Raw genomic sequence first — 26,951 nt, 5'->3', positions numbered from 1 at the left:
GAAGGTTTGATGCAAACATCCCCCCTTCAATAGGAGAGGAGCGGAGTCTCGCGCGCGTAACGGCCGTGGACCGCGGTTCGTACCTCGTCAGGAACGAGCGGAGCGAGGTTCCTGCCGAGCTCTCCGGCAAGCTCTCCTACCTGACCGGAAACCCCGCCGAGCTTCCGTGCGTCGGGGACTGGGTGGAGGTCCGGTACTACGACGACGGGCGGGCGGCAATCGTCCACCAGGTGTTCCCGCGCAGGTCGTTCCTTCGCCGCAAGAGCGCGGGGGATGGCGTCGACTTCCAGATGATCGCGGCCAACGTCGATACCGCGTTCATCATCCAGTCGTGCCATTTCGACTTCAATCCCCGCCGGCTGGAGCGTTACCTGGTGATGGCCGCGGACGGCCGCGTGGAACCGGTCGTCGTCCTGACCAAGACCGATCTGATTTCCGGCGAGGAACTTCAAGAGAAGCTCGGGATCGTGGGCTCCCTCACCGATGCCGACGTCCTCGGAATCAGCAACGTCACGGGCGCCGGGATCGAAGAGTTCCGGAGGCGGCTGTCCCCGGGGAGAACCTGTTGCCTGCTCGGCTCGTCGGGGGTCGGGAAGACGACGCTCGTCAACTTGCTCCTGGGGCGGGAGGCGTTCGACACAAAGTGCGTCAGCGGCACGGGGGAGGGCATTCACACGACCACCCGCCGGCAGCTCGTCCTTCTCGCCGAAGGGGCGATGCTGATCGACACACCCGGTATGCGGGAGCTTGGCTTGATGGGGGCGGGCGAAGGCGTCGCCCTCGGGTTCGAGGAGATCGCCTGCCGGTCTGCCGAATGCCGCTACGCCGATTGCCGTCACGAGAACGAGCCCGGTTGTGCGGTCCGGTCGGCAGTCGAGAGCGGCGAGTTGGATGGAGACCGGTACGCCAGCTACCTCAAGCTCCGGAAGGAGCTCGAGTACAACGAGCTGTCGTATCTTGAAAAACGGCAGAAGGACAAGGCCTTCGGCCGCTTCGTCAAGGCGGCGAAGAAGCGGATGAACGACCGCTGAAGGCGATCCGCCATTTCGTCTTCAGGAGGTCGACGTTTCGATCCCGTTCAGTTCTCCTTGTACCGGGAGATCGTCGGGAAATTCCCCGACGACCGCGACGCCCGGGAACGGCCGGAGGCCTTGTCCGCGCCGCCCGGCAAGGCGTCGACCCCGTGAAACCAGCAAGAAGTTCCATGAATCGCAAACGGCGGAGGAATCAATCGCGATGAAGAACCGCAAATCGTTCCTGGCGGCGCACATCGTCTGTGTGTTGCTGCTGTTATCAGTTCAGGCGCAGGCGGCCGGCGACGCCGTCCGGGCGACGCTTCCCAACGGGCTGCGCGTGGTGATCGTGCCCAACGTCCTGGCTCCGGTGGTGACGACCCAGGTCAACTACCTGGTCGGCGCCGTCGATGCCCCGGACGGCTTCCCGGGGATGGCCCATGCCCAGGAGCACATGATGTTTCGCGGCCACCCGGGGCTCACGTCGTCCCAGTTCTCCGCGATCAGCGCGGCGCTCGGCGGCGACGCGAATGCCGGCACGTCGCAGGTGACCACCGGCTATCACCTGACGATCCCGTCCGACGCCCTCGGCGTCGCCCTCCGCATCGAGTCGATCCGGATGCGCGGCGTGCTCGACCGGCAGGAGGATTGGGTGAAGGAGCGGGGGGCCATGGAGCAGGAGATCGCCCGCGACCTCTCCGACCCGGGCTACTCGTTCTACATCCGGCTGCTCCAGGCGGTGTACCCGGGCACCCCTTACGACCACACCGCCCTCGGCACGCGCGATTCTTTCCGGCAGACGACGGGGGCGACGCTCCGGAAGTTCTATCGCGACTGGTACGCGCCGAACAACGCGATCCTGGTCGTCACGGGCGACGTCGACCCGGGAAAGACGCTCGCCGAGGTCAAGCGGCTGTTCGGCCCGATTCCGCGCCGCCCCCTGCCTCCACGCCGCCGGTTCGAGGTCGGGCCGCTTAAGCCCGCGCGGATCGCGATGGAGACCGACCTGCCGTACGGGCGGGCGGTCGTCGCCTACCGCCTGCCCGGCTACGACAGCCCCGACTTCGCCGCGGGGACGATCCTTTCCGACGTGCTCGACAGCCGGCGCGGTGACCTGTATGCGCTGGTCCCTCAGGGAAAAGCGCTATCGGCCGGCTTCGGGGACGACCCCCTGCCGAAGGCGGCGATCGGCAGCGCGGAGGCCTCGTTCCCGAAAGGGGGCGACGGCGAGGCGCTGGTCGGCCGGCTCAAGGAGATCGTCGGCGGATATGCGAAGACCGGCGTGCCGGCCGAACTGGTCGAGGCGGCGAAGCGCCACGAGATCGCCCAGGCCGGTTTCATGAAGAACTCGGTGGCCGGGCTCGCGTTCGAGTGGTCCCAGGCGCTGGCCGTCGAGGGGCGCCGCTCGCCCGAGGACGACATCGAGGCGATCCGGAAAGTGACCGTCGAGGACGTGAACCGGGTCGCAGCGAAGTACCTCGTGAACGAGACCGCGGTCGTGGCGCTGCTCACGCCGCGCGAATCCGGAAAGCCGGTCCCCTCGCAAGGGGTCGGCGGGACCGAATCGTTCGGCGGGGAGCGCACGAAGAACGTCAAGATGCCCGCGTGGGCCCGTCGGGTGGTCGAATCGCCCCGGGTGCCCGCATCCAGGCTCGCGCCGGTCGACACGACGCTCCCCAACGGGCTCCGGCTCATCGTCCAGCCCGAGACGGTCAGCCCGACCGTCACGCTCGTCGGCACCATCCGGAATAATCCCGACATTCAGGTGCCGGCGGGGAAGGAGGGGGTCGACCGGGTGCTCGGCGGCCTCTTCCCGTACGGGACCCGATCGCTCGACCGGCTGGCCTTCCAGAAGGCGCTCGACGATATCGGCGCCGACGCGAGTGCCGGGACCGGTTTCTCGCTGCATGTCTTGTCGGACCGGTTCGAGCGGGGCGTCGAGCTGCTATCGGAAAACCTGCTCCACCCGGCGCTGCCGGAGGACGCGTTTGCCGTGGTCCGGACCGAGACGGCCGACGCGGTCGATGGCGAGATCCGGTCCCCGGCGACTCTCTCGCGCCGGGCATTGCAATCCGGCCTCTTCCCGCCGACGGATCCCTCGCTGCGCCAGGCGACGAAGGCGAGCGTTTCTTCGCTTTCGTTGGGGGATATCCGGTCGTATCACGCCTCGGCCTTCCGTCCCGACCTTGCCACGATCGTCGTGATCGGGCAGGTCACGGCTGCCCAGGCGCGCGCCGTCGTCGAGAAATATTTCGGAGGCTGGAAGGCCGAGGGGCCGAAGCCCGCGACCGACCTGCCGGCGGTCCCCCGGAACCCACCGTCCGCTGCGACGGTTCCCAACGATGTTCGGGTGCAGGTCGATGCGACGCTCGCCGAGACCGTCGGGATCACGCGCTTCGACCCCGATTATTACCCGCTGCAGGTGGGGACGCACGTCCTGGCGGGGGGATTCTACGCCACCCGGCTCTACCGCCATCTTCGGGAAGAGGCGGGCCTCGTTTATTACGTCGGCGCGCGGCTGAATGCCGGCAGGACCCGATCGGTCTTTTCCGTCGAGTTCGCCTGCGAGCCGGAGAACGTATCCAAAGCCCGGGCGCTGGTGGCGCGCGACCTCGAGTCGATGCGGAGCCGGCCGGTCACGCCGGACGAGTTGCGCCAGGCGAAGAGTATCCTCCTCCGCCGGATCCCGCTTTCGGAGTCGAGCACCGACGCGATCGCCGGGATGCTTGCCCATCTTTCCGAAACGGGGCTTTCGCTCGACGAGCCGGTCCGGGCCGCGAGGCGTTACCTGGAGATCACGGCGCAGGAGGTCCGCGAGGCGTTCTTCAAGTGGGTTCGTCCGGGCGATTTCGTCCAGGTGACGGAGGGGCCGCCGCCGCGTTGACGTAGCCTGGATCGGATGAAATAGGAAAGGGGAGCTTCCCGGCGGGGAGCTCCCCTTTTTGGGTTTCGCAGGACGGTTAGAAAGTCAGGACGTCGGCGATCGCCTGGATCTGGGCGGCCGTCAGCGTGGAGAGGAATCCCATGCCGCCGACGTTTCCGTTGATGGCCGACTGGATCTGGGCCGCGGTCCGGGGCGGCGATCTCAGCCCCGAGGTCGCGAACGCGCCATGACAGCTGGTGGCGGCGCAGTTGCCGTACAGCGCCAGGCCGTCGAGCGCAGAGGTGGTCGCCGAAGCCTGGGCGGAAGGAAGGCTCTCGCCGACGCCGTTGACCGCGGTGACAACATAGAAGTAGCTCGTGGCGGCTGCCAGGTTGATGTGCCGGTAGGGGCTGGTAACTCCCAGGATCGCGGTTCCCGTCGTCGGGGTGACGCCGGTCGTCGTCGCCCAGTAAAGGTTGTACGAGGTGGCGCCGGTCACAGCCGTCCAGGAGACGTTCGTCATGTTGGTGCCGCCGACCGCGTTAAGGCCGCCCGGAGCGGGGGGCGCGGTGGGAGCCGCAGGCGCGGTTGTCGCAGAGACCTGGCCGGACGCCGGGCTCTCGCCGACGGCGTTGACCGCCGTGACGATATAGAAATAGGTCGTGCCGTCGAGGAGCCCCGTCTGGGTATAGGGGGAGGTGACGTTGTCGATCAGGGTACCCGTCGTCGTCAGGACGCCGGTTGTCGTGCTCCAGTAGATGCGGTATGTCGTCGCGTTGGCCACCGGGGCCCACGAAACGGTCACCTGGCGGGTGCCGCCGGCGGCGACAACCCCGACGGGCGCGGCCGGAGCGGTGGCGGGGGCGGGCGAAGTCGTCGCCGAAACCTGGGCCGACGGGATGCTCTGCCCGGCGGCGTTGACCGCGGTGACGACGTAGAAGTAGGTGGTGTTGTCGGCCAGCCCCAATTGGACATAGGTCGAGGCGGTGATATTGGGGATCTGGGTCCCCGTGGCCGGGGTGACTCCGGGGATCGTCGCCCAGAAGATGCGGTACGAGACGGCGCCGGTGACGGGTGCCCAGGAGATCGTCACCTGCCGCGCGCCGCCGACGGCCGACACGCCGATGGGGGCCGGGGGGATCATCAAGGCGCTGGTGGTCATGGCCGAGGTCTGCGCCGACGCCAGGCTTTCGCCCACGGCGTTGACAGCGGTGACGACGTAAAAGTAGGTCGTGCTGTCCGCGAGCCCCATCTGGGTGTAGGGCGAGGTCACGTTCGTGATCTTCGTGCCGGTGGTCGGCGTGACGCCTGTCGTCGTGGACCAGTAAAGATTATAGGAAGTTGCCCCGGCGACGGCATTCCAGGCAACCGTCACCTGCCGGAAGCCTCCCGTGGCCATGGCGCCGGTCGGTGCGGCGGGGGCGGTGGTCGGCGGGGGCGCCGCGCCTTCCAGGGAAATCTGCGTTGCCACCAGGATGCCGGCGACCAGCGTTCCCTCGACCTCGACCCGGGCGCCGTTGGCGACGCCTGCCAGCGAAAGGGTTCCGGCGTTGACCGGCGTGGTTCCGACCAGGAACCGGTTCCCGGCCAGACCGCTGACGATTCCTTCGATTTCGACGTGCTTGCCTTCCGCTTCCGGCGGTTCCTCGGCGAACATCTCGACGCGGGTCGCCCGGATCATCGTGCTTGCCAGCGACGGAATCCGTCCCTCGATCTTCACGAAGCTGCCGGCGATGATGCCTGCCGGAAGCGTGATCCCGGTGAAGTCGACGGTCAGGTTGCCGATGGTAAACGTATTGTCCACTACGGAACCGACGGTTCCCTTGAGTTCGACGATCGATGCCGGTGTCCAGTCGGGAAGGTGCCGTTCGATGCGCGTGGCCGTGATGACGCCCGCGTTGTCCGCGAAGCCGCTGACCTGGACCATCTGCCCAAGCGCGATTCCGCTGGTGCCGGGACCGGGGAAGTCGTCGAAAACCGTCCTGGCCGGATCGAACCGCACCGCCTGACCCAGGATCGTCAGGGTGTTTGCGGCGCGATCGATATTCGAGACGGGCCCCTTGAGGGTATCGGCGAACTCGACGCTGTTCGCCCGCGCGTGGGTGTTGTCGTCGAAGGTTCCCTTGACGGTGACCACCATGCCGGGTTTCAGCACCGGGGCATCGGTGTTGTCGGCCATGGTGACGGTGGCCTGGGTCGTATCGATGGTGACGCCCGCGACTATGATGTTTCCGGCCCCCACGCTGGCGATGGCGCCGCGACTGACTGCGGTGGTGGCGGGGGATGTGGCGGCGGTGCTGCCGCCTCCGCCGCAACCGGCCAGCAGGGCCGTGATTGCCGCGGCCAGGATCGCGCAAAGGATGCGCGACCCGGAAGTCGTTCTACGGGTTGCCGGATAAATTGTCATGCCGAACCTCCTTCTTGGGTTGGGGGTGGGAGAAGGGAAGGCTTGTCCATGGCACGTATGTAAGGAACGGTCTGATCATTGCAAGTCGCAGGCCATGGAAGAGAGATGAAAACCGTTAAAGTATCCGAAGGGTTAAGCCGGGCAGGCCTCCGGGATATCCAGCTACGGGGAAACAAGTGCCGCTTTTATGTAAATAATTACCGGATGTCGCGCACGCAGGTTCCCGCCCGCAGCATTCGCCCGAGGTTTGCCGAAAGTCATGCTACTATTCCATCCTTCGAACATATCCACGAATTCGGAGAATCGCCCGTTGACTGAGCGGATCGCCATTTCTGAGCAGCTCCTTGCGGCATCGCGCCCGCAACCGTGGTCCGGCCCTTTGGACCTGGCCTTATGCAGCGCCATCCTCCTGGGGCTCGGGGGGCTCCTGTGGCTGGGGATCTACGGGCACGCCTACGACCCTTGGGTCCGCGTCGTCGAGACGCGGCACTGGGTGAGGGTCATCGAGCGTCCGAGCCTGCTCTGGTTCCTGATGGGCCTCCTCATGCTGACGTTTCGCACCCTGCTCTGGTTCCGTTATCGCCCGTTCCCCGCCGCCGTGCCGGACGAGGCCCCGTCGCTGACCGTGATCATCCCGGCCTATAACGAAGGCGCGATGGTCGAGCAGACGATCGATTCCGTGGTGGCGGCGAACTACCCGAAGGATCGACTCGAGATCTTCGTCGTCGATGACGGCAGCACCGACGACACGTGGGCGTGCATCCAGCGCGCCGCGCAGCGCCACCCGGACCTGGTGACCCCCGTCCGCTTCCCGCGGAACCAGGGAAAAAGGGCGGCGCTGGCCGAGGGCTTTCGCCGGGGACGCGGGGATGTCTTCCTCACCATCGATTCCGACAGCGTGATCGACGCCGGGACGCTTCTCGCGATGGCGGGCCCGTTCCGCGATCCGAAGGTGGGCGCGGTGGCCGGAAAGGTGCTGGTCTACAACCTCGGGGGGGGGATCATCCCGCGGATGCTGCGGGTGCGCTACGTCCTCTCCTTCGATTTCCTGCGCTCGGTGCAGTCCACCTACCGGACGGTCTACTGCTGCCCGGGTGCGCTTGCAGCCTATCGCGCCGACGCGGTCCGCAACGCGCTCGCACGCTGGCTCGAGCAGACCTTCCTGGGCGCGCCCTGCACCTACGGGGAAGACCGGGCGCTGACGAACTACATCCTCGAGGACGGCTACGACACGGTCTACCAGCGCACCGGCATCGTGCGCACGATCGTCCCCGAGACCTACGGGAAGCTCTGCTGCATGTACATCCGGTGGGAACGCAGCAACATCAAGGAGGAGATCCGGTTCGCCCGGGTCGTCTGGCGCCGCCCGGCGGGTCCCCGGATCATCGCGATCGTCGACAAGATCATCACGAACCTGCGGTACCCGGTCGCCTACGCGACGCTCGCCCTCCTGGTCGTCTGGTCGATCGACGACCCGCAGACCATCCTTCGCCTGTTTCTCGCCATCGGGGGGATATCGCTGCTGAACATGCTCTATTACCTGCGCAGCGAGCGGTCGTGGGATTTCCTGTACGGGGTCATCTACTCTTATTATTTCTTCCTGACGATGTTCTGGATCTTCCCCTACGCTGCTGCGACGCTGCGCTCCCGTTCCTGGCTGACCCGCTAGGCGATTTTCCCGCCTTCCGCCGCATTTGCCCCCTTCTGCCGTCGCAAAATTGGGAGATAATCTCGGGGTGCGGAAAAGACGGATCCAGTGGAGAAACGCAGGATGGGTGAACTGATCAGGGAAGGGTCTCTGACCGAAATTCTTTACCGTTCACGGATCGTCACCGATGACGACGTCCGCAAGGCGCTCGAGGCCCAGGAGCGCCAGGGCGGCCGGATGGGGGAGTTGCTGGTCAGCCAGGGGAGCGTGACCCAGGAGGATATCGACTGGGCCCTTTCCAACCAGCTCAACATCCCGCTGGTCCGGCTCGATCCCAAGGCGATCGACCCCGAAGCCGTCAAGGCCGTTCCCGCCGAGCTGGCGCGCCGCCACGGGCTGATCCCGCTGCTCCGGATCGGCGAAGAGATCTCCATCGCCATGATCGACCCGCTCGACAAGGAGGCCGTCCGCGCGGTCGAGGAGGCGACCGGGCTGGGTGTGGCCGTATCCATCGCCATGGCGCGCGAGGTCCAGGAGATGCAGGCGCTGTTCTACGGCCGGCCGGCCGTCGAGGCGTCGCTCTGTCTAGAGACGGAGATCATTCCCCCCCAGGCGCTCGCCCGGGTAAACGGCGACATGACCGGCACCAGCTGCGCGGATCTGTTCCTGAAGCAGATGGTCCTCGAGCGGTGGGAGGCGTTGGTCGGGCAGCCCGGCGACGGCAGGGCCATCCTGTCCGCCCGCGAATCGGGAACCCTCCGCGAAGTCGGCCGCTTACCGTACGAGGGATACAAGATCCTGGTCGGCCGGCTCCGGCGCCTCGGCGCTCTTGAGGGGGAGTCGGCCGCGCAGTGGGGAACCTTCTCCACCCGCATCGAGGGCCGCGAGCACGGCTTCCAGCTCGCGCTCCTGCAGGGGGCCGACGCCGACTGCATGACCGTCCGGAAGCGGGTCCTCGCACCCTTCCCCGACGCGATCGAGTCGTTCCTGGCCTCTCCGGAGCAGAAGACGGCGTTTGCGGCACTGGCCGAGGCCGGGCGCGGGATCATCCTGTTCTGCGGCCGGGACGAGGACGCGCGGCGCCGGCTGATGGACCTCTACCTCGGGATTCTGGACACCCGAGGCCGCAACGTGCTGCTGTTCGGGGAGGCTGTCGGCGGCGGGTCGGGCAGGTTCCCGCGCATTTCCCTTCGCGGGCGAGCCGAAGCCGAGGCGCAGGGGCTGGTCCTGGCGTCGATCGACCACGACGCCGACATCGTCGCCATCGAGGACGCGACCGACGAGCGCCTCTTCGCTGCAGCCGGGAAAGTGGCCATGCGCGGCAAGCTGGTGCTGGTCGGGCTGCCCTTCGACGCGCGGTCCGCGCTGTTCACGCATCTCGACCGTCTCCAGGAGCGGCGCGCCTTCATCCCGGGCCACCTTCGGGGCGTCGTCGCCTGCCGTGGGGTGCTGACGCTTTGCCCCGCGTGCCGGGAGGAGTACGTTCCTTCGCCCGAGGATCTCGCGACGCTCGCGCTTCCGGCCCTGCCCGAGCGGTTTTTCCGCAGCCCCGGATGCCCCGTCTGCGATCATACCGGGCACGGCGGGCGCAGCTTCCTGCTCGACGCGGTCCCGTTCACGGGCGATTTGCGCGGGCGGTTCGAATTCCCCCCCCGCGACGAGGGGATCGAGGCGACGGGCCGGGCGCTGCTGGCGTCCGGCGAGATTTCCCCCGATGAATACATCGCCGCGTTCGTCCTATAACACGCACCGGCTGCAGGAGACCGTTTCATGGCGCGAATTGATTCGTTATTCAAGATGATGAAGGAGCAGGGTGCCTCCGACCTCCACCTGTCGGCGGACACCACTCCGATCTTCCGGCTCCACGGGGAGATGACCAAGCTCAACTTCAAGCCGATCGGACACGAAGATCTCAAGGGGCTCCTGTTCGAGATCCTGAGCCCCGACCAGAAGGCGCACTTCGAGTCGAAGAACGACCTCGACTTCGCCTACTCGGTCCCCGAGCTGGCGCGCTTCCGGGGAAACATCCTGATGACCCATCGGGGCATCGCGGCCGTCTTCCGGATCATCCCGAGCAAGGTGCTGTCGGCCGACGACCTCGGGCTCCCCGACGGCGTCCGGAGGATGACCAATTTCAAAAAGGGGATGGTGCTGGTGACGGGGCCCACCGGCTCGGGCAAGTCCACGACGCTGGCGGCGATGATCGATCTCATCAACGCCACCCGCAAGGAGCACATCCTCACGCTCGAGGATCCGCTCGAGTTCATCCACCAGGACAAGGAATCGCACCTGAACCAGCGGCAGGTCGGGGCGCACACCGAGAGCTTCACCACGGCGCTGCGGGCGGCGCTGCGCGAGGACCCAGACATCATCCTGGTCGGCGAGATGCGCGACCTCGAGACCATCCAGCTCGCCATGAGCGCCGCCGAGACCGGCCACCTGGTGTTCGGGACGCTGCACACTAACACGGCGGCCAAGACCATCGACCGCATCATCGATGTGTTCCCGACCGACCAGCAGGCGCAGATCCGCGTGATGCTCTCCGAATCGCTCAAGGGGGTGGTCTGCCAGCAGCTCCTGAAAACGGCCGACGGCAAGGGGCGCGCCGCGGCATTCGAGATCATGATCGGAACCCCGGCCGTGGGCAACCTGATCCGGGAAGGGAAGACGTTCCAGATCCCGTCGATCATCCAGACTTCCAAGAAAGACGGGATGCAGTTGATGGACCAGCACATCCTCGACCTTCTGAAAACGCGTCGCGTCACCCCCGACGAGGCGTACCGCTGCGCGGTCGACAAGAAGCAGTTCGAGCAGTATCTCCAGGCGCCGGCCTGAAAACCGGGGCTATCCCCGGCCCGAAAGCGCCTCTTCGAGCACCCGGCTCAGGTCGCCGATCCGGAACGGCTTGCGCGCCACCCCCACGAACCCGTAGTCGCGGAAGTTGGCCATCACCGGGTCGTTCGAGTAACCGCTCGACACGATGAGCCGCACGGCGGGATCGATCTCCCTCAGCCGCTGTGCCGCCTCGACCCCGCCCATCCCGCCCGGTACCGTCAGGTCCATGATGATCGCGTTGTACCGGGATTCCTCCGCCATCGACTCCCGGTACAACGCGATGGCCTCTTCCCCGTGCTCCGCGAAATCCGGCCGGTATCCCAGCCGCTCCAGCATCGCGCCGATGACATCGCGGACGAACGGCTCGTCGTCCATCACGAGGATCCGGCCGGTGCCGGAGGTCAGATCTTCGTGGTGCTCGCGGGCGGGCGGCTCCGCGTGGCGGACGGCCGGGAGCCAGATATGGAACGTGGCGCCCTTCCCCGGCCGGGAGACGACATCGATGTGGCCGTCGTGCCGCTTGACGATCGAGTAGACGGTGGCGAGTCCCAGGCCGCTCCCTTTCTGCTTCGTGGTGAAGTACGGATCGAATATCCGTTCCAGATGATCCTCGGGGATGCCGATGCCCTGGTCCGACACCGAGATCGTCACGTAGTCGCCGGGGAGAAGCGGCAGCGGGTCGTCGGGTTGCACGACGGCGTTACCGGTCCGGATCGTCACCAGGCCCCCGGCGGGCATCGCCTGGTTGGCGTTGATGATCAGGTTGTTGATCACCTGGCTGATCTGGCCGGGGTCGACCTCGGCGGGCCACAGGCCGGGCTCGGGGGCATAGTCGAGACGGACGTTCGAGCCGCGCAGCGCGAAGCCGGCCGTCTCGGAGATCAGGTCGCCGATGGAGGCCGCCTTCCGGACGGGGGCCCCGCCCCGGGAGAAGGTGAGCAATTGCTGGGTCAGGTCCTGGGCGCGCAGGGAGGCCTTCTCTGCTTCGACGAGCCGCCGGTTGACCTCCCCGTCCGGCTCCGAGACGGTCAAGGCGAGCGTGATGTTTCCAAGGATCGCCGTCAGGAGGTTGTTGAAATCGTGGGCGATGCCGCCCGCCAGCACGCCGAGCGACTCGAGCTTCCGGGAGCGGAGCAGGTCCTCCTCGAGTTGCTGCCGCGCACGCTCCCCTTTTTTTCGCTCCTCGATCCCGGCCACCAGATCGGCATTCGCCCGGTGCAGGGCGGCCGTCCGTTCGCCGACCCGCTTCTCGAGCGTCTCGTTGAGCGCGGCGAGCTCCCGGAACCGTGCGGCGAGCGCCTCGGCCATGGACCGGAAATTCCGGATCAGCGACGCGGTTTCGGCGATGCGGCTCTCTGGCCAGACGATCGGCTCCTGCCGGGCGAGCCGGTCCTGCAACCCCAAGCTGATCCGGTCGAGCCGCTCGATGTTCCGGACGGTCCGGCTGCTGACGACGTGCGCGCCCGCCAGGGCGAGTGCGAAGATGCCGAGCAGAAGCGTCAGGGTGAAGTAATAGCGGGAATAAAGGTTCTTCTGGTAGTTCGCCAGGGGCGTCTCGAGCACGAGCCTCCAGCCGGTGGCCGGTCGGAGGTCGATCTCGGTGACGTAGACGCTCTGCCGCATCTGTTCGGTCCCGGGGACGTTCGCGGCGCGCCGCGGTTGCCGGTGCCAAAGGGCGTTCCGGATCAGCCGCACCTCGCCGCCCAGTCGCCAGTCGTAGTGCTGCATCAGCGCGAGGTCCGGGCGGTTGGAGGCGACGACGTTCATGTTCCGGTCGATCAGCGTGACGCGGACGTTCCACTTCCCGGCCGCCTTATCGATGAGGTTGTCCCAGGCGGCGAGGTCGATGACGCCCCCGACGTACCCCAGGTATTCGCCGCCGCGCAGGATGGGGTGGGCCAGGATGACGATCGGCCGGGGCCGGCCGAGCCGGGAACGGACCACGTCGGAGATGACCAGGGCGTGCGTCCTCGCGACCTCGGCGGCGAACGGCTGGCTCGAGACGTCGACCCCGATGGTCGAGTGCCCCAGCTCGTCGAATTCCGGGTCGTGCGCCCGCACGATTCCCCGCGCGTCGACGACGCCCAGGCGGAGCAGCCCCGGGGCGGCGGACCGGAGCGTTCTGAGGCTCATCCGGATGTTGGCTGGCATCTTCCCGGGCTCGACCACCGCGGCGACGGCGGCGACCGCCCGCACGTTGTCGCCGAGCCACGCGTCGAGGATGTTCTTCCCCTGGTCCGCCACGTTGAGGAGGTTCGTCCGCACATCGGACACGATGCGGTCACCTTCGGCCTGGCCGTTGACGACGACCATGGCGAGGGCGGGGATCAGGACGAAGCAGGAGAGCGCCGCGAAGAGCGATTCGCGGAAGCTGACCCTTTCGCGCACGCCGAACGGCCTGACCAGCGGGGTGAAGGAGAGCAGGATCACCAGCGTCCGGGCGACCAGCGCGTTGAGGATCTGGTTGGCGGCGTTCTTGGTGAGGATGAAGAGCGCATTGGTCGTCTCGGCGTGCAGCAGCCCGGTGTAGATGAAGAAGTAGCAGGGCATGCCCGCGAGGAACCAGAAGAGCACGTCGGCGACGACGAGGTCGACCTTGAAGCGCCGCCAGAGGAGGGCGACGACGGCCGCCTCGGCCGTGAAAGTGACCATCGCCCAAGGGTGATTGTAGAGAAGGGTCGTATAGGCGGAGGCGACGAGCGCGGCGAGGATCCCCCACGCGCTCCCGTACCATTGCAGCACCATCATGGCGGGGATCGAGCCGAACAGGAGGTCGGAGGTGAGCAGGAAGGGCACGCGGAAATGATTGCCCGCCACGCCTGCCAGCATCAGCACGGGCAGCATCGCCTGCCGGACCAGGCGTTCCCTGCGCGATAGCGCGTTCTGCAACGTCACCCCCTGATCCGATATATTGCCCTATTCCACAGCGGCTTTGTATACTGTCCGCGCCATATTCGATGCTTGGGAGGGGATCTCATGGATTTTCTGAACGTTACGACCGGGCGGATGGTCGACGAGATCGCGCGGCAATTTCCCGAAAACGACGCCTTGGTCTACGTAGACCGGGGGCTCCGGCTGACCTACCGGCAGTTCCGGGAGCAGTGTCGCGCGCTGTGCCGGGGGCTCATGGCGATGGGGGTCCGGAAAGGCGACCACGTCGCGATCTGGGCGACCAATTATCCCGAATGGGTACTCCTCCAGTTCGCCGCGGCCCGCATGGGTGCCGTGCTGATCACCGTCAATACCGCCTACCGTCCCTTCGAACTCGAATACCTGCTCAAGCAGAGCGACGCCGCCACGCTCATCCTGATCGACGGCTTCAAGGACGTCAGCTACCCCGACACGCTCTACGAAGTTTGCCCCGAGCTGAAGAAGGCCCACCCGGGGGCGCTCCGGTCCGACAAGTTCCCGCATCTCCGCAACGTCGTCTACATCGGGCAGGAGAAGATGCCGGGCATGTTGAACTGGGACGAGATGATGTCGATGGGCGAGAACATCCCTCCCTCTGCGCTCCTGGAAATCGAGCAGTCGTGCGACCCGGATGACGTCATCGCCCTCCTCTACACGTCGGGCACCACCGGCTTCCCGAAGGGCGTCATGCTTACGCACCGGAACCTGGTGATGAACGGCTACTGCATCGGCGAGCGCATGCTGTTCACCGAGAAGGACCGGCTCTGCATCCCGGTGCCCTTCTTCCATTGCTTCGGCTGCGTGCTGGGGACCATGGCGTGCGTCACCCACGGGAGCACGATGGTGCCGGTCCAGCACTTCAACCCGGCGGCCGTCCTCGAGTCGATCACGAAGGAGAAGTGCACCGCGGTCCACGGCGTCCCGACCATGTTCATCGCCGAGCTCGAGCTGTTGGAAAAGTCCGAGCCGGGCAAGTACGACCTTTCGTCGATGCGCACCGGCATCATGGCGGGCTCGCTCTGTCCGACCGAGATCATGAAGGCGGTCATGGAGAAGATGAACATGACCGAGATCACGAACGTCTACGGCCAGACCGAATCCTCGCCGGGGATCACCCAGACCCGCACGGACGACACGTTCGAGCAGCGGGTGTCCACGGTCGGGCGCGTGTTCCCCGGGGTCGAGGCCAGGATCGTCGATCCCGAGACGCGGAAGGAGCTCCCCGTCGGCACGCCGGGCGAGCTGGCGACGCGCGGCTACCACGTCATGAAGGGCTACTACAAGAACCGCGAGGCGACCGAAGAGGTGATCGACAAGGACGGCTGGCTCTACACCGGCGACCTGGCGATGGTCGACAAGGACGGCTTCTACTCGATCACCGGGCGCGCGAAGGACATGATCATCCGGGGCGGCGAGAACATCTACCCGCGCGAGGTCGAGGAATACCTCTACACCCATCCCCACGTCCTCGATGTGCAGGTCGTCGGCGTCCCGAGCGTGAAATACGGCGAGGAGGTGTGCGCCTGCGTCCGGCTGCGATCCGGCGTCACGGCAACCGAAAAGGAGCTCATCGACTTCTGCAAGGGGAAGATCGCCAATTTCAAGGTGCCGAGATACATTGCCTTCGTCGACGATTTCCCGAAGACGGCGAGCGGCAAGATCCAGAAATACAAACTTCGCGAGGACGTCATCAAGCTGTTCGGCCTCGAAGGGATCAAGCCATGAAGGTTCGCCATTTCCACGTCCGCCCGGACATCCCCGCGGCGCTCAAGCCGCTCGAGGACCTCGCGCGCAATCTCTGGTTCTCCTGGAACTGGGAAGCGGTCCAGCTGTTTATCCGGCTGAACCCGAAGCTGTGGGAGCGCTCCTATCAAAACCCGGTGCTGATGCTTGGCCTTCTTTCGCAGGAGGATTTCGAGGAGGCCGCGCGCGACGAGAGCTTCGTGGCCAACCTCAACCGGGTCCACCGCACCTTTACCGAATACCTCGGCGCGAACACCTGGTTCCAGGAGCGCCACGCCGACGCGAAGGGCTTCCTGACGGCCTACTTCTGCTGCGAGTTCGGCATCGACGAGGGGCTCCCGATCTATTCCGGCGGGCTGGGGATCCTCTCGGGCGACCACCTCAAGTCGGCCTCCGACCTGGGGCTTCCGCTCGTGGGCGTCGGGCTTCTCTACCAGAAGGGTTACTTCCGGCAGCAGCTCAGCCTCGACGGCTGGCAGCAGGAGCTCTACCCCGACAACGACTGGTACAACATGCCCGTGATACTCATGCACGGGCCCGACGGCAAGCACCTGACGATCGACATCGATCTTGCGGGCGAAAACGTGACCGCGCGCGTCTGGAGGGTGCAGGTCGGGCGCACGCCGCTCTACCTGCTCGACACCAACGTGCGGAGCAATTCCCCACGGGCGCGCGAGATCACGTCCACGCTTTACGGCGGCGACCGCGAGCAGCGGCTCCGGCAGGAGATCGTGCTGGGAATCGGCGGCGTCAAGGCGCTCAAGGCGCTGGGGCTCGCCCCGACCGCCTACCACATGAACGAGGGGCACTCGGCGCTCCTGATCCTCGAGCGGATCCGCATGCTGATGGCCGACCACGGGGTCAACTACGAGGCGGCGCGCGAGCTGGTGTTCGCCACCAACGTGTTCACGACTCACACGCCGGTTCCCGCGGGCAACGAGGTGTTCGACCCCGAGCTGCTTCGCCGGTACCTGTCGCCGATGGCCGATGCGCTCGGGCTCGACTGGAACGGCTTCCTGGCGCTCGGGCAGGGGTGCGAGCCCGAGGGGCAGGCGCCCCGGTTCGGCATGACCGTGTTCGCGCTGCGCAACGCGGCCTTCGCCAACGGCGTGAGCCGGCTCCACGGGGAGGTGTCGCGCCGGATGTGGCAGGGGCTCTGGCCGACGCTGCCCGAGTCCGAGGTTCCGATCGGCAGCATCACCAACGGCGTGCATACGCTGAGCTGGCTCAGCCACGAGATGGAAGACCTCTACCTTCGCTACCTGGGCCCCCGCTTCATCGAGAAGCCTGCGGACCACAAGGTGTGGGAGCGGATCTCCGCCATCCCCGACGGCGAGATGTGGCGGGTGCACGAGGCGCGCAAGGAACGGCTGGTCTTCTTCGTGCGCAAGCGGCTCAAGAAGCAGCTTCTCCGGCAAGGGGCGGGCGCGGCGTCGCTCCACGCGGCCGAAGAGGTCCTCAACCCGCATGCGCTCACGATCGGGTTCTCCCGCCGCTTCGCCACCTACAAGCGTGCTGGGCTTCTGTTCCGGCAGCCCGAGCGGTTGGCGAAGCTGCTGGCCGACACCGACCGGCCGGTCCAGATCATCTTCGCGGGCAAGGCGCACCCGCAGGATCTTCCGGCCAAGGAAATCATCCGCTCCGTCGTCCACTTCACGCAGGACCCGCGCGTCCGGCACCAGATGGTGTTCCTCGAGGATTACGACATCAACGTCGCCCGCTACCTGGTGCAGGGGGTCGACGTCTGGCTCAACACGCCGCGCCGGCCGCTCGAGGCGTCGGGCACCAGCGGCATGAAGGCCGCGGTCAACGGGGCGCTCAACGTGTCGATCCTCGACGGCTGGTGGGCCGAGGGAAGCGACCTCGACACCGGGTGGGCGATCGGCGGCTCCGAGGAATACACCGACACCGAGGAGCAGGACCAGGTCGAGTGCGAGGCGCTTTTCAACCTGCTCGAGCGCGAGATCGTGCCTCTCTACTACAAGCGCGACCGGTCCGACCTCCCGCGTGAATGGATCGGGATGATGAAGTCGGCCGTGCGCAAGCTGGGCGCGGTCTTCAACACCAACCGGATGGTGGGGGAATATGCCGAGCGGTTCTATCTGGCGGCCCACCAGGTGGGAAGCCGGCTATCGGCCGACGGGCTCGAAGGGGCGAAGCATCTGGCCGAGTGGCGAAAGCGGGTGCGGGGGGCCTGGAGCCGCGTGTCCGTACGAACGGCCGAGCGGCGCAAGGACAAGGAGATCGTCGTCGGGAACGCGATGGAGCTGACCGTCCGCGCGGCGCTCGGCGACCTGTCGCCCGAGGATGTCGCGGTCGAGATCCTCTACGGCCCGCTCGACTCGAGCAACGAGATCCGCGACGGGCGGATCGTCCGCGCGATGCACGAGGGCCGCGAAGACGGCGAAGACGTCTTCCGGGCCGACCTGCCCACAGTCCTCACCGGCCGGTACGGCTACGCGGCGCGCGCCGTTCCTCTCCACCCCGACCTGGTCAACCCGCTCACGCCGCTGCTCATCTCCTGGGAGTAAGCGAGGGGCGCCCGCCGCGGAGGCAGCCACGGTCGTCGCCCCTCCCGGGAGGCAAAGCGGAGCCGGGGTGTCCCCTGAAGGAGGCCTATCCGCCCCGCGACGTTCGGGTCTGCCGCCATGGATGGCGGCGCGGGGCGGGGTGGAGTCGCAGGCCGGGCCATGGATGGACCGGACCAGACGTCCTCCGAAAGGGGATACTCCGGTCCGCGTCGCCGGACGGGACTAGGCGACGATCCCCCCCCCCCCTCCCGCGGAGCCCGGGAAACCGGGGCATCCGCTTCAGCGGTAATATTTCGCGCACCGTTCGGCGGACATGCCCAGCGCGTGCGCCGCGCGCAGTGACCACATCCGCAGGATGGTCCGCAGCGGCCCGCGCGCTTCCCAGCGGCGAGCCGACGTGATAGCCCGTTCCCCGAGCAGCACGGTTTTTCCCGCCCGCCGCATCGCGGCCGAGAGCCGAACGTCCTCCATCAGCGCGACCCGCTCGTAACCCCCGATACGCTCGAAGAAACTTCCCCGCACGAAGATCGCCTGGTCGCCGGTATAGGCGCGAAACAGCCGCGACCGGACGCCGATCATCCTCCCCGTCAGCCGGAGCAGCATCCGGGTCCACTGCCCGGCGCTCCCCGAGGCGCCGAGCGCCAGGGGGAAAGCCCCCCCGACGACCCGTCCGTCCGCCATCGCCTTCCTGACCGATTTGCAGGCCCCCGCGGGAAGGCGGGTGTCCGCGTGCAGGAAGAGGATGAAGTCGCCGCCGGCTGCGGCGGCCCCGGCGTTCATCTGGAGGGCGCGCCCGGGCGGGCTCGACAGGAGACGATCGGCGCCGGCGCGCGTCGCCTCGGCAACGGTGCCGTCGGCGCTGCCGCCGTCGACGACGATCACCTCGTCCGCCCCGGCATCGCGGGCGCTCCGGATGCAGTCGGCGATCTGCCCCGCCTCGCCCAGCGCCGGGATCACGATCGAGACCCGCGTCACACTGCACCGTTTTCCGGCAGCGCCCCCTTGCGGAATCTCCGGACGATCCGGGGGAGGAACAGCGAGAAGATGATCAGCGCGACAGGAAAGAGGACGTCGAACGTTGCGAGGTCGGCCGGCGACTGGTAGGTGCGGGCGATCTCCCAGAAACTGCCGTAGCAGAACGAGGCGATGAAGAACGGGGCGACGCTGCCCAGGAGCGTGCCCCAGATATAGTCGCCGAACCGGATCCGCGATGCGCCGGCGCCGTAGTTGAGCACGATGAAAGGAAACCAGGCGAGCCGGAGGTAGAAAACAACCGAGAAGCCGTGGGCCTCGGCCTTCGCGTTCAGGCCGGCGAGCTTTCCCGACAGGAGCCGGTGGGCGAGCCCGTGCAGGAAGTAGCGGCCCAGGACGAACGAGATCGCGGCGGCCGCCATCGCCGCCACGAAGTTGTAGAGCGAGCCCGCGAACTTGCCGAACAGAAGGGTGCCCGCCAGGACGAACGGCGTGGCGGGCAGGAAGAGCAGCCCGACGATCATCACCCCGATGAACACGAGCGGACCCAACGGGCCCGCGCCGGACACGAGCGCGTTCATCCGGGCCAGGAGCTGCGCCCGGCCGTCGGCGGAGGCGAGCATCGCGCCGGCCGGCGACAGGAAGAGAAGCCAACAGACTCCGGAAAAGATCATGACGAACGCGGCGATCTTGATCCAGGACGAGCGGGGAAGGGGATTCTTCATGGGGAGATATTACCATCCTGATACAATGGTCGCCGAATCCACAATCCCAGCAAGGGGGTAAGCAGCATGTCCATGCGCCGTGTGATCAAGGGTATCGCGCTCGCGACCACCCTTTCCTTGTCCGCCCTGTCCGTCGGCTGTTACGGCAAGTTCCAGCTCACCCGGATGATCTACGATCTCAACCGCTCGGTCGAGGACAAGTACGTCCGAAGTGCGGTCACGTGGGCGTTCGTGATCGTCCCGGTCTACGGATTTTCGGCCTTCCTCGACTTCGTCGTCTTCAACGTCGTCGAGTTCTGGACCGGCGAGAATCCGATGGCGGTGACCCGGGTCCACACCGAAGGAACCGACACGATGGCGATGACGTTATCCCGCGACGGCAAGGGTACGCTGGCGACGCTCGACCGTTTCCGGGCGGGCAAGCGGATGGATTCGCTCGTGATCCGCGACGCGGGCGACGGCGTGGTCCGCGCGTCGCTCTTCGAGAACGGGCTCGAGACGCGCCATTCGGTCGCACGTCTCGGCGCCGACGGCGCCGTAACGGTCGACGGCCGCGCCGCGGGCGCCGCCTTCTCCGTGCGCCACGCCCCTGCCGAGGTCGAAACGCTGCAAGCGCGGTTCAAGTCGCTTCCGGGCATCCGGGGCTAGCCGGCCGCCGCCGGGAAAGGACGCCAGAAGCCGATGGCCGGATTTCGCCTGTCTCTCCGCGACCGGGGCTTGCAATTCAAGCTCACGATGGTGATGTTCATCCTGTTCGCCTGCACCATGTCGGCCGTCGTCGTGCCGTACTACTGGGGGCGCGAGTCGCTCAAGCAGGATCTCGAGAAAAGCTTCCTCGAGCTCTCCAACGCCATTCGGGTCAGCGTCGACCAGCTCACGGCGCCCGAAGAGACCGAGCAGGACCGCCTCCGCGGCTACGTCGAGGGGCTCAAGCGCTCCGGCATCCGCGAGGTGTCGATCATCGGCGAGGACATGGGGGTCATCGACAGCACCAACCCAAAGGAGATCGGGAAGCATTCGAAGATCAAGCTTCCCTCCAAGAAGCAGCTGATCATCAACGCCACCTTCGGCGAGGAGGGGCCGCCGAGCGAGGGCAAGATCCAGTCCAAGGATCTGGTCATCCCCGTCACGGTGGGGGGCGATTCGCTCGGCTACATCCACGTCCGCATGCAGATCGAGGATTTTACCGACACCATCCGGAGGAACCTTTATCTCCGTACCGTCAGCATGATGGCCATCTTCTCGCTTGGCCTTGCGCTGGCGGTCTCCATTTCCTCCCACTACGTCCGGCCGGTCGAGCAGCTGGCCCGGGCGGCCGAGAAGGTCGCGGCCGGAGACCTGTCCCAGACGCTGGCCGAGACCGGCAACGACGAGGTCGGGCGGCTCACCCGCTCCTTCAACGAGATGATCGCCAAACTGCGGCAGAACCGGGAGCTCGAGGAAAAGATCCGGGAGACGCAGTACCTCACGCACCTGGGGCGCCTCGCTTCCGGGGTGGCGCACGAGATCCGCAACCCGCTCAACCTGATCGGGCTGGCCGTCGACCATCTCGATGCGCTGACGGTCGGAGTGACGCCCGAGGCCGGCGCCGAAAAATCGCAGACCATCCACCGGATCAAGGAAGAGATCCTGCGGCTCAACGAGCTGGTCACCAACTTCATCATGTACGGCCGCCCCCCCGCGCTCGCGCTCGCGAGCGTCAGCATCCCCGAGATCATCGACAGCGTGATGGCGATGGCGGGCCCGCGGCTTCGCGCCCAGAAAGTCCACCTCGAGAAAACCTTCACCGATTCTCCCCCGCTGCTGATCGATCCCGACATGATCCGGCGGGCCGTGCTCAACCTGGTCGGCAACGCACTCGACGCCATGCCCAGCGGCGGGGTGCTTCGCATCGCCTCCGGGCCGGCCGAGGGGGGCGGATACGCGATCTCCGTCGAGGATACCGGCGCGGGAATCGCCCCGGCCGACCGCGAGAAGATCTTCGAGCCCTACTTCACCACCAAGAGCACGGGGCTGGGACTCGGGCTCATCCTGTCCAAGCGGATCGTCGAGGCGCACGGCGGCGACATCACGCTGACCTCCGAGGAGGGCAAGGGCACCTGCATCCGCATCCTGCTCCCGGGGGCAGCGAATGGAGCCGCTTAAGCCATGACGGGAACCATCCTCGTCGTCGACGACGAGCACAACCAGCGCGAGATCCTCGGATCCATCCTGCGCAGCCAGGGTTATGCGACGATCCTGGCCGGCAGCGCCGAAGAGGCGTTGCGGGCCGTCGAACGCGAGCCGGTCGATCTCGTGCTGACCGACCTCATCATGCCCGGCATGACCGGCGTCGAGCTGATCGATGCCCTGCACGAGAAAAACCCGGGCATGCCCATCCTGCTGACGAGCGCCTACGGCACGATCCAGACCGCGGTCGACGCCATCAAGCGGGGCGCCTACTACTATCTGGAAAAGCCCGTCGACCGGGCCCGCCTCCTCATCATCATCGAGCGCGCGCTCGAGAACCTTAGGCTGCGCGAATCCCACCGCGTCCTGTCCGAAAAGCTGTTTCCCGGCGCGGCCGAGATCATCGGCGAGCACCCGAAGATCCGCGACCTCAAGCGGATCCTCCCCCGCATCGCGCGCAGCGAAGCGACCGTTCTGCTCACGGGCGAGAGCGGCACGGGAAAAGAGGTGGTGGCCCGCAACATCCACGCGATGAGCGACCGAAGCGACGCCCCGTTCCTTGCGGTCAACTGCGCTTCCCTTCCCGAGAACCTGTTCGAAAGCGAGCTGTTCGGCCACGAGCGGGGGGCCTTCACCGGGGCGCACCGGCGCGAGATCGGGCTGTTCGAGGCGGCCGAGAAAGGCACCCTGTTCCTCGACGAGATCGCCGAGGTCAAGCTCGAGATCCAGGCCAAGCTGCTGCGTGCGCTGCAGGAGCGGGAGATCCGGCGGGTCGGGGGAAAGGACAACATCCCGATCGACGTCCGGATCGTCGCGGCCACCAACCGGGGACTCGAAGATGCCGTCAAGGCCGGGTCTTTCCGGGCCGACCTGTTTTATCGCCTCAACATCCTCAAGGTGTCGCTCCCCCCGCTGCGGGAGCGGATCTCCGACATCCCGGCGCTGGCGCTCCACTTTCTCGGGAAGCATGGCGAAAAGGGGATTCCCCCGGTCCGCGAGATCTCGAAGGAGGCGATGCGGCTGATGATGCGCTATGGTTGGCCGGGCAATATCCGCGAGCTCGCGTCGGTGATCGAGCGTGCGGTGGTTTTGGCCGAGGCGGGCGTCATCACTCCCGAAGAGCTTCCTCCCGAATTGAGCGACGAAGCCGGCGCTGCCGGAGTCCAGCGCGCCTTCGAGCTGCCGCCGCAGGGCGTCGATTTCGAGGCGGTCGAAGAAGGGTTGCTTCGGCAGGCGGTCGAGCGCTCCGGGGGTGTTCATACGCGGGGGGCCGAGCTGCTCCGGATGAGCTACAAAACATACATCTACCGGCTCAAGAAGTTCGGGATCATCGCCCCCTGACGGGCGAATCCCCAAATGGGGAATCGCAGGCCGATTTGGGACAGGCCGGCCCGTCGAAAGGCGGGGCAAGACCTTGCATTGCCCCTCCCGTCTGGCTTCCGGGACCGGGTCCGCTTTGGCACCATTATTGATTGCTCAATCCCGACAAACATTTTTTCCACAGGAGGATTTTCCCCATGAATAAGCTGTTGGCACTGATGATGGCCGGTTGCTTCGCCCTGACCGTCGCGGGCGCGGCCGTCGCCGAAGAGCCCAAGGCGCCCGCTGCCGCCCCCGCCGCCAAGGAAGCGCCCGCGAAGAAGGCCGCCGGCAAGGTCTCCAAGGTGCGCGTCATCACCGGCGCGGTCGAGTCGGTCGATGCCGCTGCCGGCACGCTCGCCGTCAAGGGCCGCAAGGAGACCGTCACGCTCAAGGCCGCCGAAGGCGTCAAGCTCGACGATGTCAAGGTGGGCGACAAGGTCACGGTTACCTTCCGGGGCGACGCCCTTTCCAAGGTCGTCAAGGCCAAGGCCCGGGCGGCAAAGGACTGCAAAAATTGCCCCAACGACAACAATTGCAAGGATTGCCCCAAGGGAGCCCACGCCGGCAAGGCGACCAAGGGCGGCAAGGCGACCAAGGCAGACAAGGCTTGCAAGGAATGCCCCCAGTCCGGGGCGGCGCCGAAGAAATAAGGCATTTTCACCCGTAATTCCGCCCTCGCCGGGCCCGGCGGGGGGTTAAACCGCAAATCCCGTCGCGGTCCGTGCGGTGGGAAATGCGGGTTCGGGGCAGGGGAGAGGCGACTCTTCCCTGCCCCTTTTCCGTCAAATTGACTTTCGGGTTGCCGTCTGGTAGATAACTGGTTTGCGCATCAGTCCTAAAACCCCCCTTTTGGAGGTCCTTATCCCATGAAGGTTCTTTGCCTCGACAACCTGCAGCAGGTCGGAATCGACGTGTTTCTCAAGGAAGGCATCGAGGTCGACGTCAAGGGCAAGATGACGCCCGAGGAGCTGGCCAAGGTCATCAACGATTACGACGGCATCGTCGTCCGGGGGGCCACCAAGGCCACCGAGGTCTCCTTCGCCAACGTTTCCCGTTGCAAGGTCATCGGCCGGGCCGGCAGCGGCACCGACAATATCGACAAGCCCGCCGCCACCAAGAAGGGCGTCGTCGTCATGAACACCCCGGGGGGCAACAACGTCACCACCGGCGAGCACGCCGTCGCCATGATGATGGCGCTGGCGCGCCAGATTCCGCAGGCCACCGCCTCGATGAAGGCCGGCAAGTGGGAAAAGAACGCCTTCATGGGCACCGAGCTCACCGGCAAGGTGCTGGGCGTCGTCGGCATGGGCCAGATCGGCAAGGTCGTCGCCGAGCGCGGCCTCGGGCTCAAGATGCAGGTGCTGGGCTACGACCCCTACGTGAGCAAGGAAGATATGGCCCGGCTCGGCATCGAGTGCGTCACGCTCGACGAGCTATATGCCCGCGCCGACTACATCACCCTCCACACCCCGGGCACGCCCGAGACCAAGGGCATGATCAACGCGGCCACGATCGCCAAAATGAAAGACGGCGTGTCGCTCATCAATTGCGCCCGCGGCACCCTCATCAACGAGGCCGACGTGCTCGCGGCGCTCCAGTCCGGAAAGATGAAGGGCGCGGCGCTCGACGTCTACGCGGTCGAGCCGCCGGCCGATTTCAATGCTCCTCTGCTCCAGAACCCCAACGTCATTCTCACGCCGCACCTGGGCGCCTCCACCAACGAGGCCCAGGAAAAGGTGGCGGTTCTCATCGCCGAGCAGATCAGCGATTACCTCAAGAAGGGGACCATCCGCAACTCGGTCAACTTCCCGTCGGTTTCCGCCGAGCTGATGCCCACGCTCAAGCCCTGGCTCGAGGCGGGCGAGAAGCTGGGCGCGTTCCACGGCCAGCTCCTCGACGCTCCCGTCAAAGAGCTCAAGATCGAATTCCTCGGCGAGATCGGCAAGCTGTCGACCGCGCCGATCACCATCTCCATCCTCAAGGGCATGCTCCAGTTCCAGACCGAAGACGTCAACCTCGTCAACGCCCGCATGGTGGCCGAAGAGCGCGGCATCAAGGTCAGCGAGGCCACGTCGCCGCGTTCGGCCGACTACGCGAACCTGCTCCAGGTGACGGCCGTCACCGAGAAGGGCGATACATCCGTCGCCGGCACCGTGTTCGGCGCCAGCCCGCGCATCGTTTCGATCGGGTCGTTCCCGATCGAGGCCGAGCTCTCCGGCGGGATCCTCCTGCTCAAGAACGAGGACGTCCCGGGCGTGGTCGGCAAGATCGGCACCTTCCTCGGCGAGAAAAAGATCAACATCGCCGGCCTTCAGCTTGGCCGCGAGAAGGCGGGCGGCATGGCGATCAGCCTCTTCAACGTCGACCAGCCGGTCCAGGGCGAGGTGCTCGACGCGCTCAAGAAGCTGCCCAACATCAAGGGCGCCCACTACCTGTCGTTCTGACAATCAAGAAGAAGAGAGGCAATCCAAGGTGAAAAGCATCATCGTGCTCGGCGCCCAATGGGGCGACGAGGGCAAAGGGAAGATCGTTGACATCTACTCCGAGTTCGCCGACACCGTCGTCCGTCCGACGGGAGGCAACAACGCCGGGCACACGCTCGTCGTCAAGGGCGAGAAATTCGTATTTCACCTGATTCCCTCCGGCATCCTTCATCCCGGCAAGAAGTGCGTCATCGGCAACGGCACCGTGATCGATCCCAAGGTTCTCCTGACCGAGATCGACCGTCTCCAGGAACGCGGCTACCTCAAAGACGATAACCAGCTCCGCCTGGCGCTGCTCGCCCACATCATCATGCCCTGGCACGTCCTGCTCGATCGCGCCCGGGAAGACAAGCTGGGATGCAACAAGATCGGCACCACGGCGCGCGGGATCGGCCCCTGCTACGAGGACAAGGTGGCGCGGGTCGGCATACGCGGCATCGATCTCCTGCAGCCCGAGGTGTTCGCGGCCAAGCTCAAGGCCAACCTCGAGTTCAAGAACTTCCTGTTCACGAACTACTACGGTCTCGAACCGCTGTCGTACCAGGCGATCTACGACGAATACCTCGGCTACACCGAGCGGCTCAAGCCCTACTTCATCGATACGTCGCTGTTCGTCAACGAAGAGATCGTCCGCGGCGCCAAGGTCCTGTTCGAAGGGGCGCAGGGCTCTCTGCTCGACATCGATCACGGCACCTATCCGTTCGTCACTTCGTCGAATACCACCGCGGGCGGCGTCTGCACCGGCTCAGGTGTCGCGCCCACGCGAATCAGCGGTACCATCGGCGTCTCCAAGGCATACGCCACCCGGGTCGGCGGCGGCCCTTTTCCGACCGAGCTCCTCGACGAAGACGGCAACACGATCCGCGAAAAAGGCCACGAATTCGGCGCCACCACCGGTCGCCCGCGCCGGTGCGGCTGGTTCGACGCCCCGGTGGTCCGCTATGCCAACCGGGTCAACGCCTTGGCAGGCATCGCCCTGACCAAGCTCGACGTCCTTTCGGGCATGCCGCGCCTGAAGGTCTGCGTCGGTTACGACGTCGCCGGCGTCCGCCACGACGAAGTGCCGCTGGCGCTGGCCGAGCTCGAGGCAGCGAAGCCGATCTACGAGACGGTCGAAGGATGGCCCGAGGACATCACGTCCGCCCGCGAGTTCGGCGACCTGCCCAAGGCGGCCCAAAGGTACGTCCGGACGATCGAGGAACTATGCGGGGTCGAGGTGACGCTGGTATCGGTCGGCGCCGACCGGAACCAGACCATCATCCGGAAGAACCCGTTTCGCGCTTGACAAAG

General features: G+C 66.3%; 17 protein-coding genes. 13 read left to right on the top strand and 4 right to left on the bottom strand.

What is annotated here, in order from left to right:
• Positions 1-65 precede the first annotated feature (65 nt).
• Positions 66-1,031: a ribosome small subunit-dependent GTPase A gene (gene rsgA / locus VGK27_09635; GenBank protein ID HEY3490366.1), complete on the top strand. Its 966-nt coding sequence runs from the start codon at positions 66-68 to the stop codon at positions 1,029-1,031.
• Positions 1,032-1,236: 205 nt separating this feature from the next.
• Positions 1,237-3,897 carry a pitrilysin family protein gene (locus VGK27_09630; protein ID HEY3490365.1) on the top strand — a complete coding sequence of 887 codons (2,661 nt, stop codon included), beginning with the start codon at positions 1,237-1,239 and terminating at the stop codon, positions 3,895-3,897.
• Between the two features lie 76 nt (positions 3,898-3,973).
• Here VGK27_09630 and VGK27_09625 read toward each other — a convergent pair whose 3' ends face one another.
• Entirely contained in the window at positions 3,974-6,283 is a 2,310-nt protein-coding gene (locus tag VGK27_09625) for a DUF5666 domain-containing protein (protein HEY3490364.1), read from the bottom strand.
• 310 nt (positions 6,284-6,593) lie between these two features.
• On the opposite strand from VGK27_09625, the gene VGK27_09620 reads away from it, so the two are divergent.
• The 3 genes from VGK27_09620 (at position 6,594) to VGK27_09610 (ending at position 10,766) form a co-directional block, all read left to right on the top strand.
• The gene (locus VGK27_09620; GenBank protein HEY3490363.1) at positions 6,594-7,952 is read left to right on the top strand and encodes a glycosyltransferase; all 1,359 of its coding nucleotides are present in this window, start codon (positions 6,594-6,596) and stop codon (positions 7,950-7,952) included.
• A 102-nt stretch (positions 7,953-8,054) separates the two neighbouring features.
• Positions 8,055-9,674, top strand: coding sequence for a hypothetical protein (locus VGK27_09615; GenBank protein ID HEY3490362.1), 1,620 nt, complete (start codon positions 8,055-8,057; stop codon positions 9,672-9,674).
• Positions 9,675-9,701: 27 nt separating this feature from the next.
• Positions 9,702-10,766 carry a type IV pilus twitching motility protein PilT gene (locus VGK27_09610; GenBank protein ID HEY3490361.1) on the top strand — a complete coding sequence of 355 codons (1,065 nt, stop codon included), beginning with the start codon at positions 9,702-9,704 and terminating at the stop codon, positions 10,764-10,766.
• A 9-nt stretch (positions 10,767-10,775) separates the two neighbouring features.
• Here VGK27_09610 and VGK27_09605 read toward each other — a convergent pair whose 3' ends face one another.
• Positions 10,776-13,661, bottom strand: a complete 2,886-nt coding sequence (locus VGK27_09605; GenBank protein ID HEY3490360.1) for an ATP-binding protein — start codon at positions 13,659-13,661, stop codon at positions 10,776-10,778.
• Positions 13,662-13,742: 81 nt separating this feature from the next.
• On the opposite strand from VGK27_09605, the gene VGK27_09600 reads away from it, so the two are divergent.
• Both VGK27_09600 and glgP read left to right on the top strand, forming a co-directional pair.
• Positions 13,743-15,401, top strand: coding sequence for an AMP-binding protein (locus tag VGK27_09600; protein HEY3490359.1), 1,659 nt, complete (start codon positions 13,743-13,745; stop codon positions 15,399-15,401).
• The gene (gene glgP / locus VGK27_09595) at positions 15,398-17,950 is read left to right on the top strand and encodes an alpha-glucan family phosphorylase (GenBank protein HEY3490358.1); all 2,553 of its coding nucleotides are present in this window, start codon (positions 15,398-15,400) and stop codon (positions 17,948-17,950) included. Before VGK27_09600 ends, glgP begins: the two co-directional genes overlap by 4 nt.
• A 279-nt stretch (positions 17,951-18,229) precedes the next feature.
• On the opposite strand, the gene VGK27_09590 is transcribed toward glgP, so the two are convergent.
• The gene (locus VGK27_09590; protein HEY3490357.1) at positions 18,230-18,925 is read right to left on the bottom strand and encodes a TIGR04283 family arsenosugar biosynthesis glycosyltransferase; all 696 of its coding nucleotides are present in this window, start codon (positions 18,923-18,925) and stop codon (positions 18,230-18,232) included.
• Positions 18,922-19,647, bottom strand: coding sequence for a VTT domain-containing protein (locus VGK27_09585; protein HEY3490356.1), 726 nt, complete (start codon positions 19,645-19,647; stop codon positions 18,922-18,924). The genes VGK27_09590 and VGK27_09585 overlap by 4 nt, the downstream gene beginning before the upstream one ends.
• Positions 19,648-19,713: 66 nt before the next feature.
• Between VGK27_09585 and VGK27_09580 the strand changes: the two genes are divergently transcribed.
• From VGK27_09580 to VGK27_09555, 6 genes are all read left to right on the top strand, one after another.
• Complete coding sequence (locus VGK27_09580) at positions 19,714-20,295, top strand: DUF3332 family protein (GenBank protein HEY3490355.1); 582 nt, start codon at positions 19,714-19,716, stop codon at positions 20,293-20,295.
• Between the two features lie 33 nt (positions 20,296-20,328).
• The gene (locus VGK27_09575; protein HEY3490354.1) at positions 20,329-21,792 is read left to right on the top strand and encodes an ATP-binding protein; all 1,464 of its coding nucleotides are present in this window, start codon (positions 20,329-20,331) and stop codon (positions 21,790-21,792) included.
• Positions 21,793-21,795: 3 nt separating this feature from the next.
• Complete coding sequence (locus VGK27_09570; protein HEY3490353.1) at positions 21,796-23,157, top strand: sigma-54 dependent transcriptional regulator; 1,362 nt, start codon at positions 21,796-21,798, stop codon at positions 23,155-23,157.
• A gap of 176 nt (positions 23,158-23,333) precedes the next feature.
• Positions 23,334-23,828 (top strand): hypothetical protein, encoded by a 495-nt coding sequence (locus tag VGK27_09565; GenBank protein HEY3490352.1) that lies wholly within the window; start codon positions 23,334-23,336, stop codon positions 23,826-23,828.
• A 216-nt stretch (positions 23,829-24,044) separates the two neighbouring features.
• On the top strand, positions 24,045-25,622 hold the full coding sequence (gene serA, locus VGK27_09560; protein HEY3490351.1) for a phosphoglycerate dehydrogenase: 1,578 nt from the start codon (positions 24,045-24,047) through the stop codon (positions 25,620-25,622).
• A 28-nt stretch (positions 25,623-25,650) separates the two neighbouring features.
• On the top strand, positions 25,651-26,946 hold the full coding sequence (locus VGK27_09555) for an adenylosuccinate synthase (GenBank protein HEY3490350.1): 1,296 nt from the start codon (positions 25,651-25,653) through the stop codon (positions 26,944-26,946).
• Positions 26,947-26,951: the final 5 nt, after the last annotated feature.

Source organism: Candidatus Deferrimicrobiaceae bacterium (assembly GCA_036504035.1).
In the GTDB taxonomy this organism is placed as follows: Bacteria; Desulfobacterota; Deferrimicrobia; order Deferrimicrobiales; family Deferrimicrobiaceae; genus JANXPS01.
This window is presented reverse-complemented; position numbering and strand designations above follow the sequence as displayed.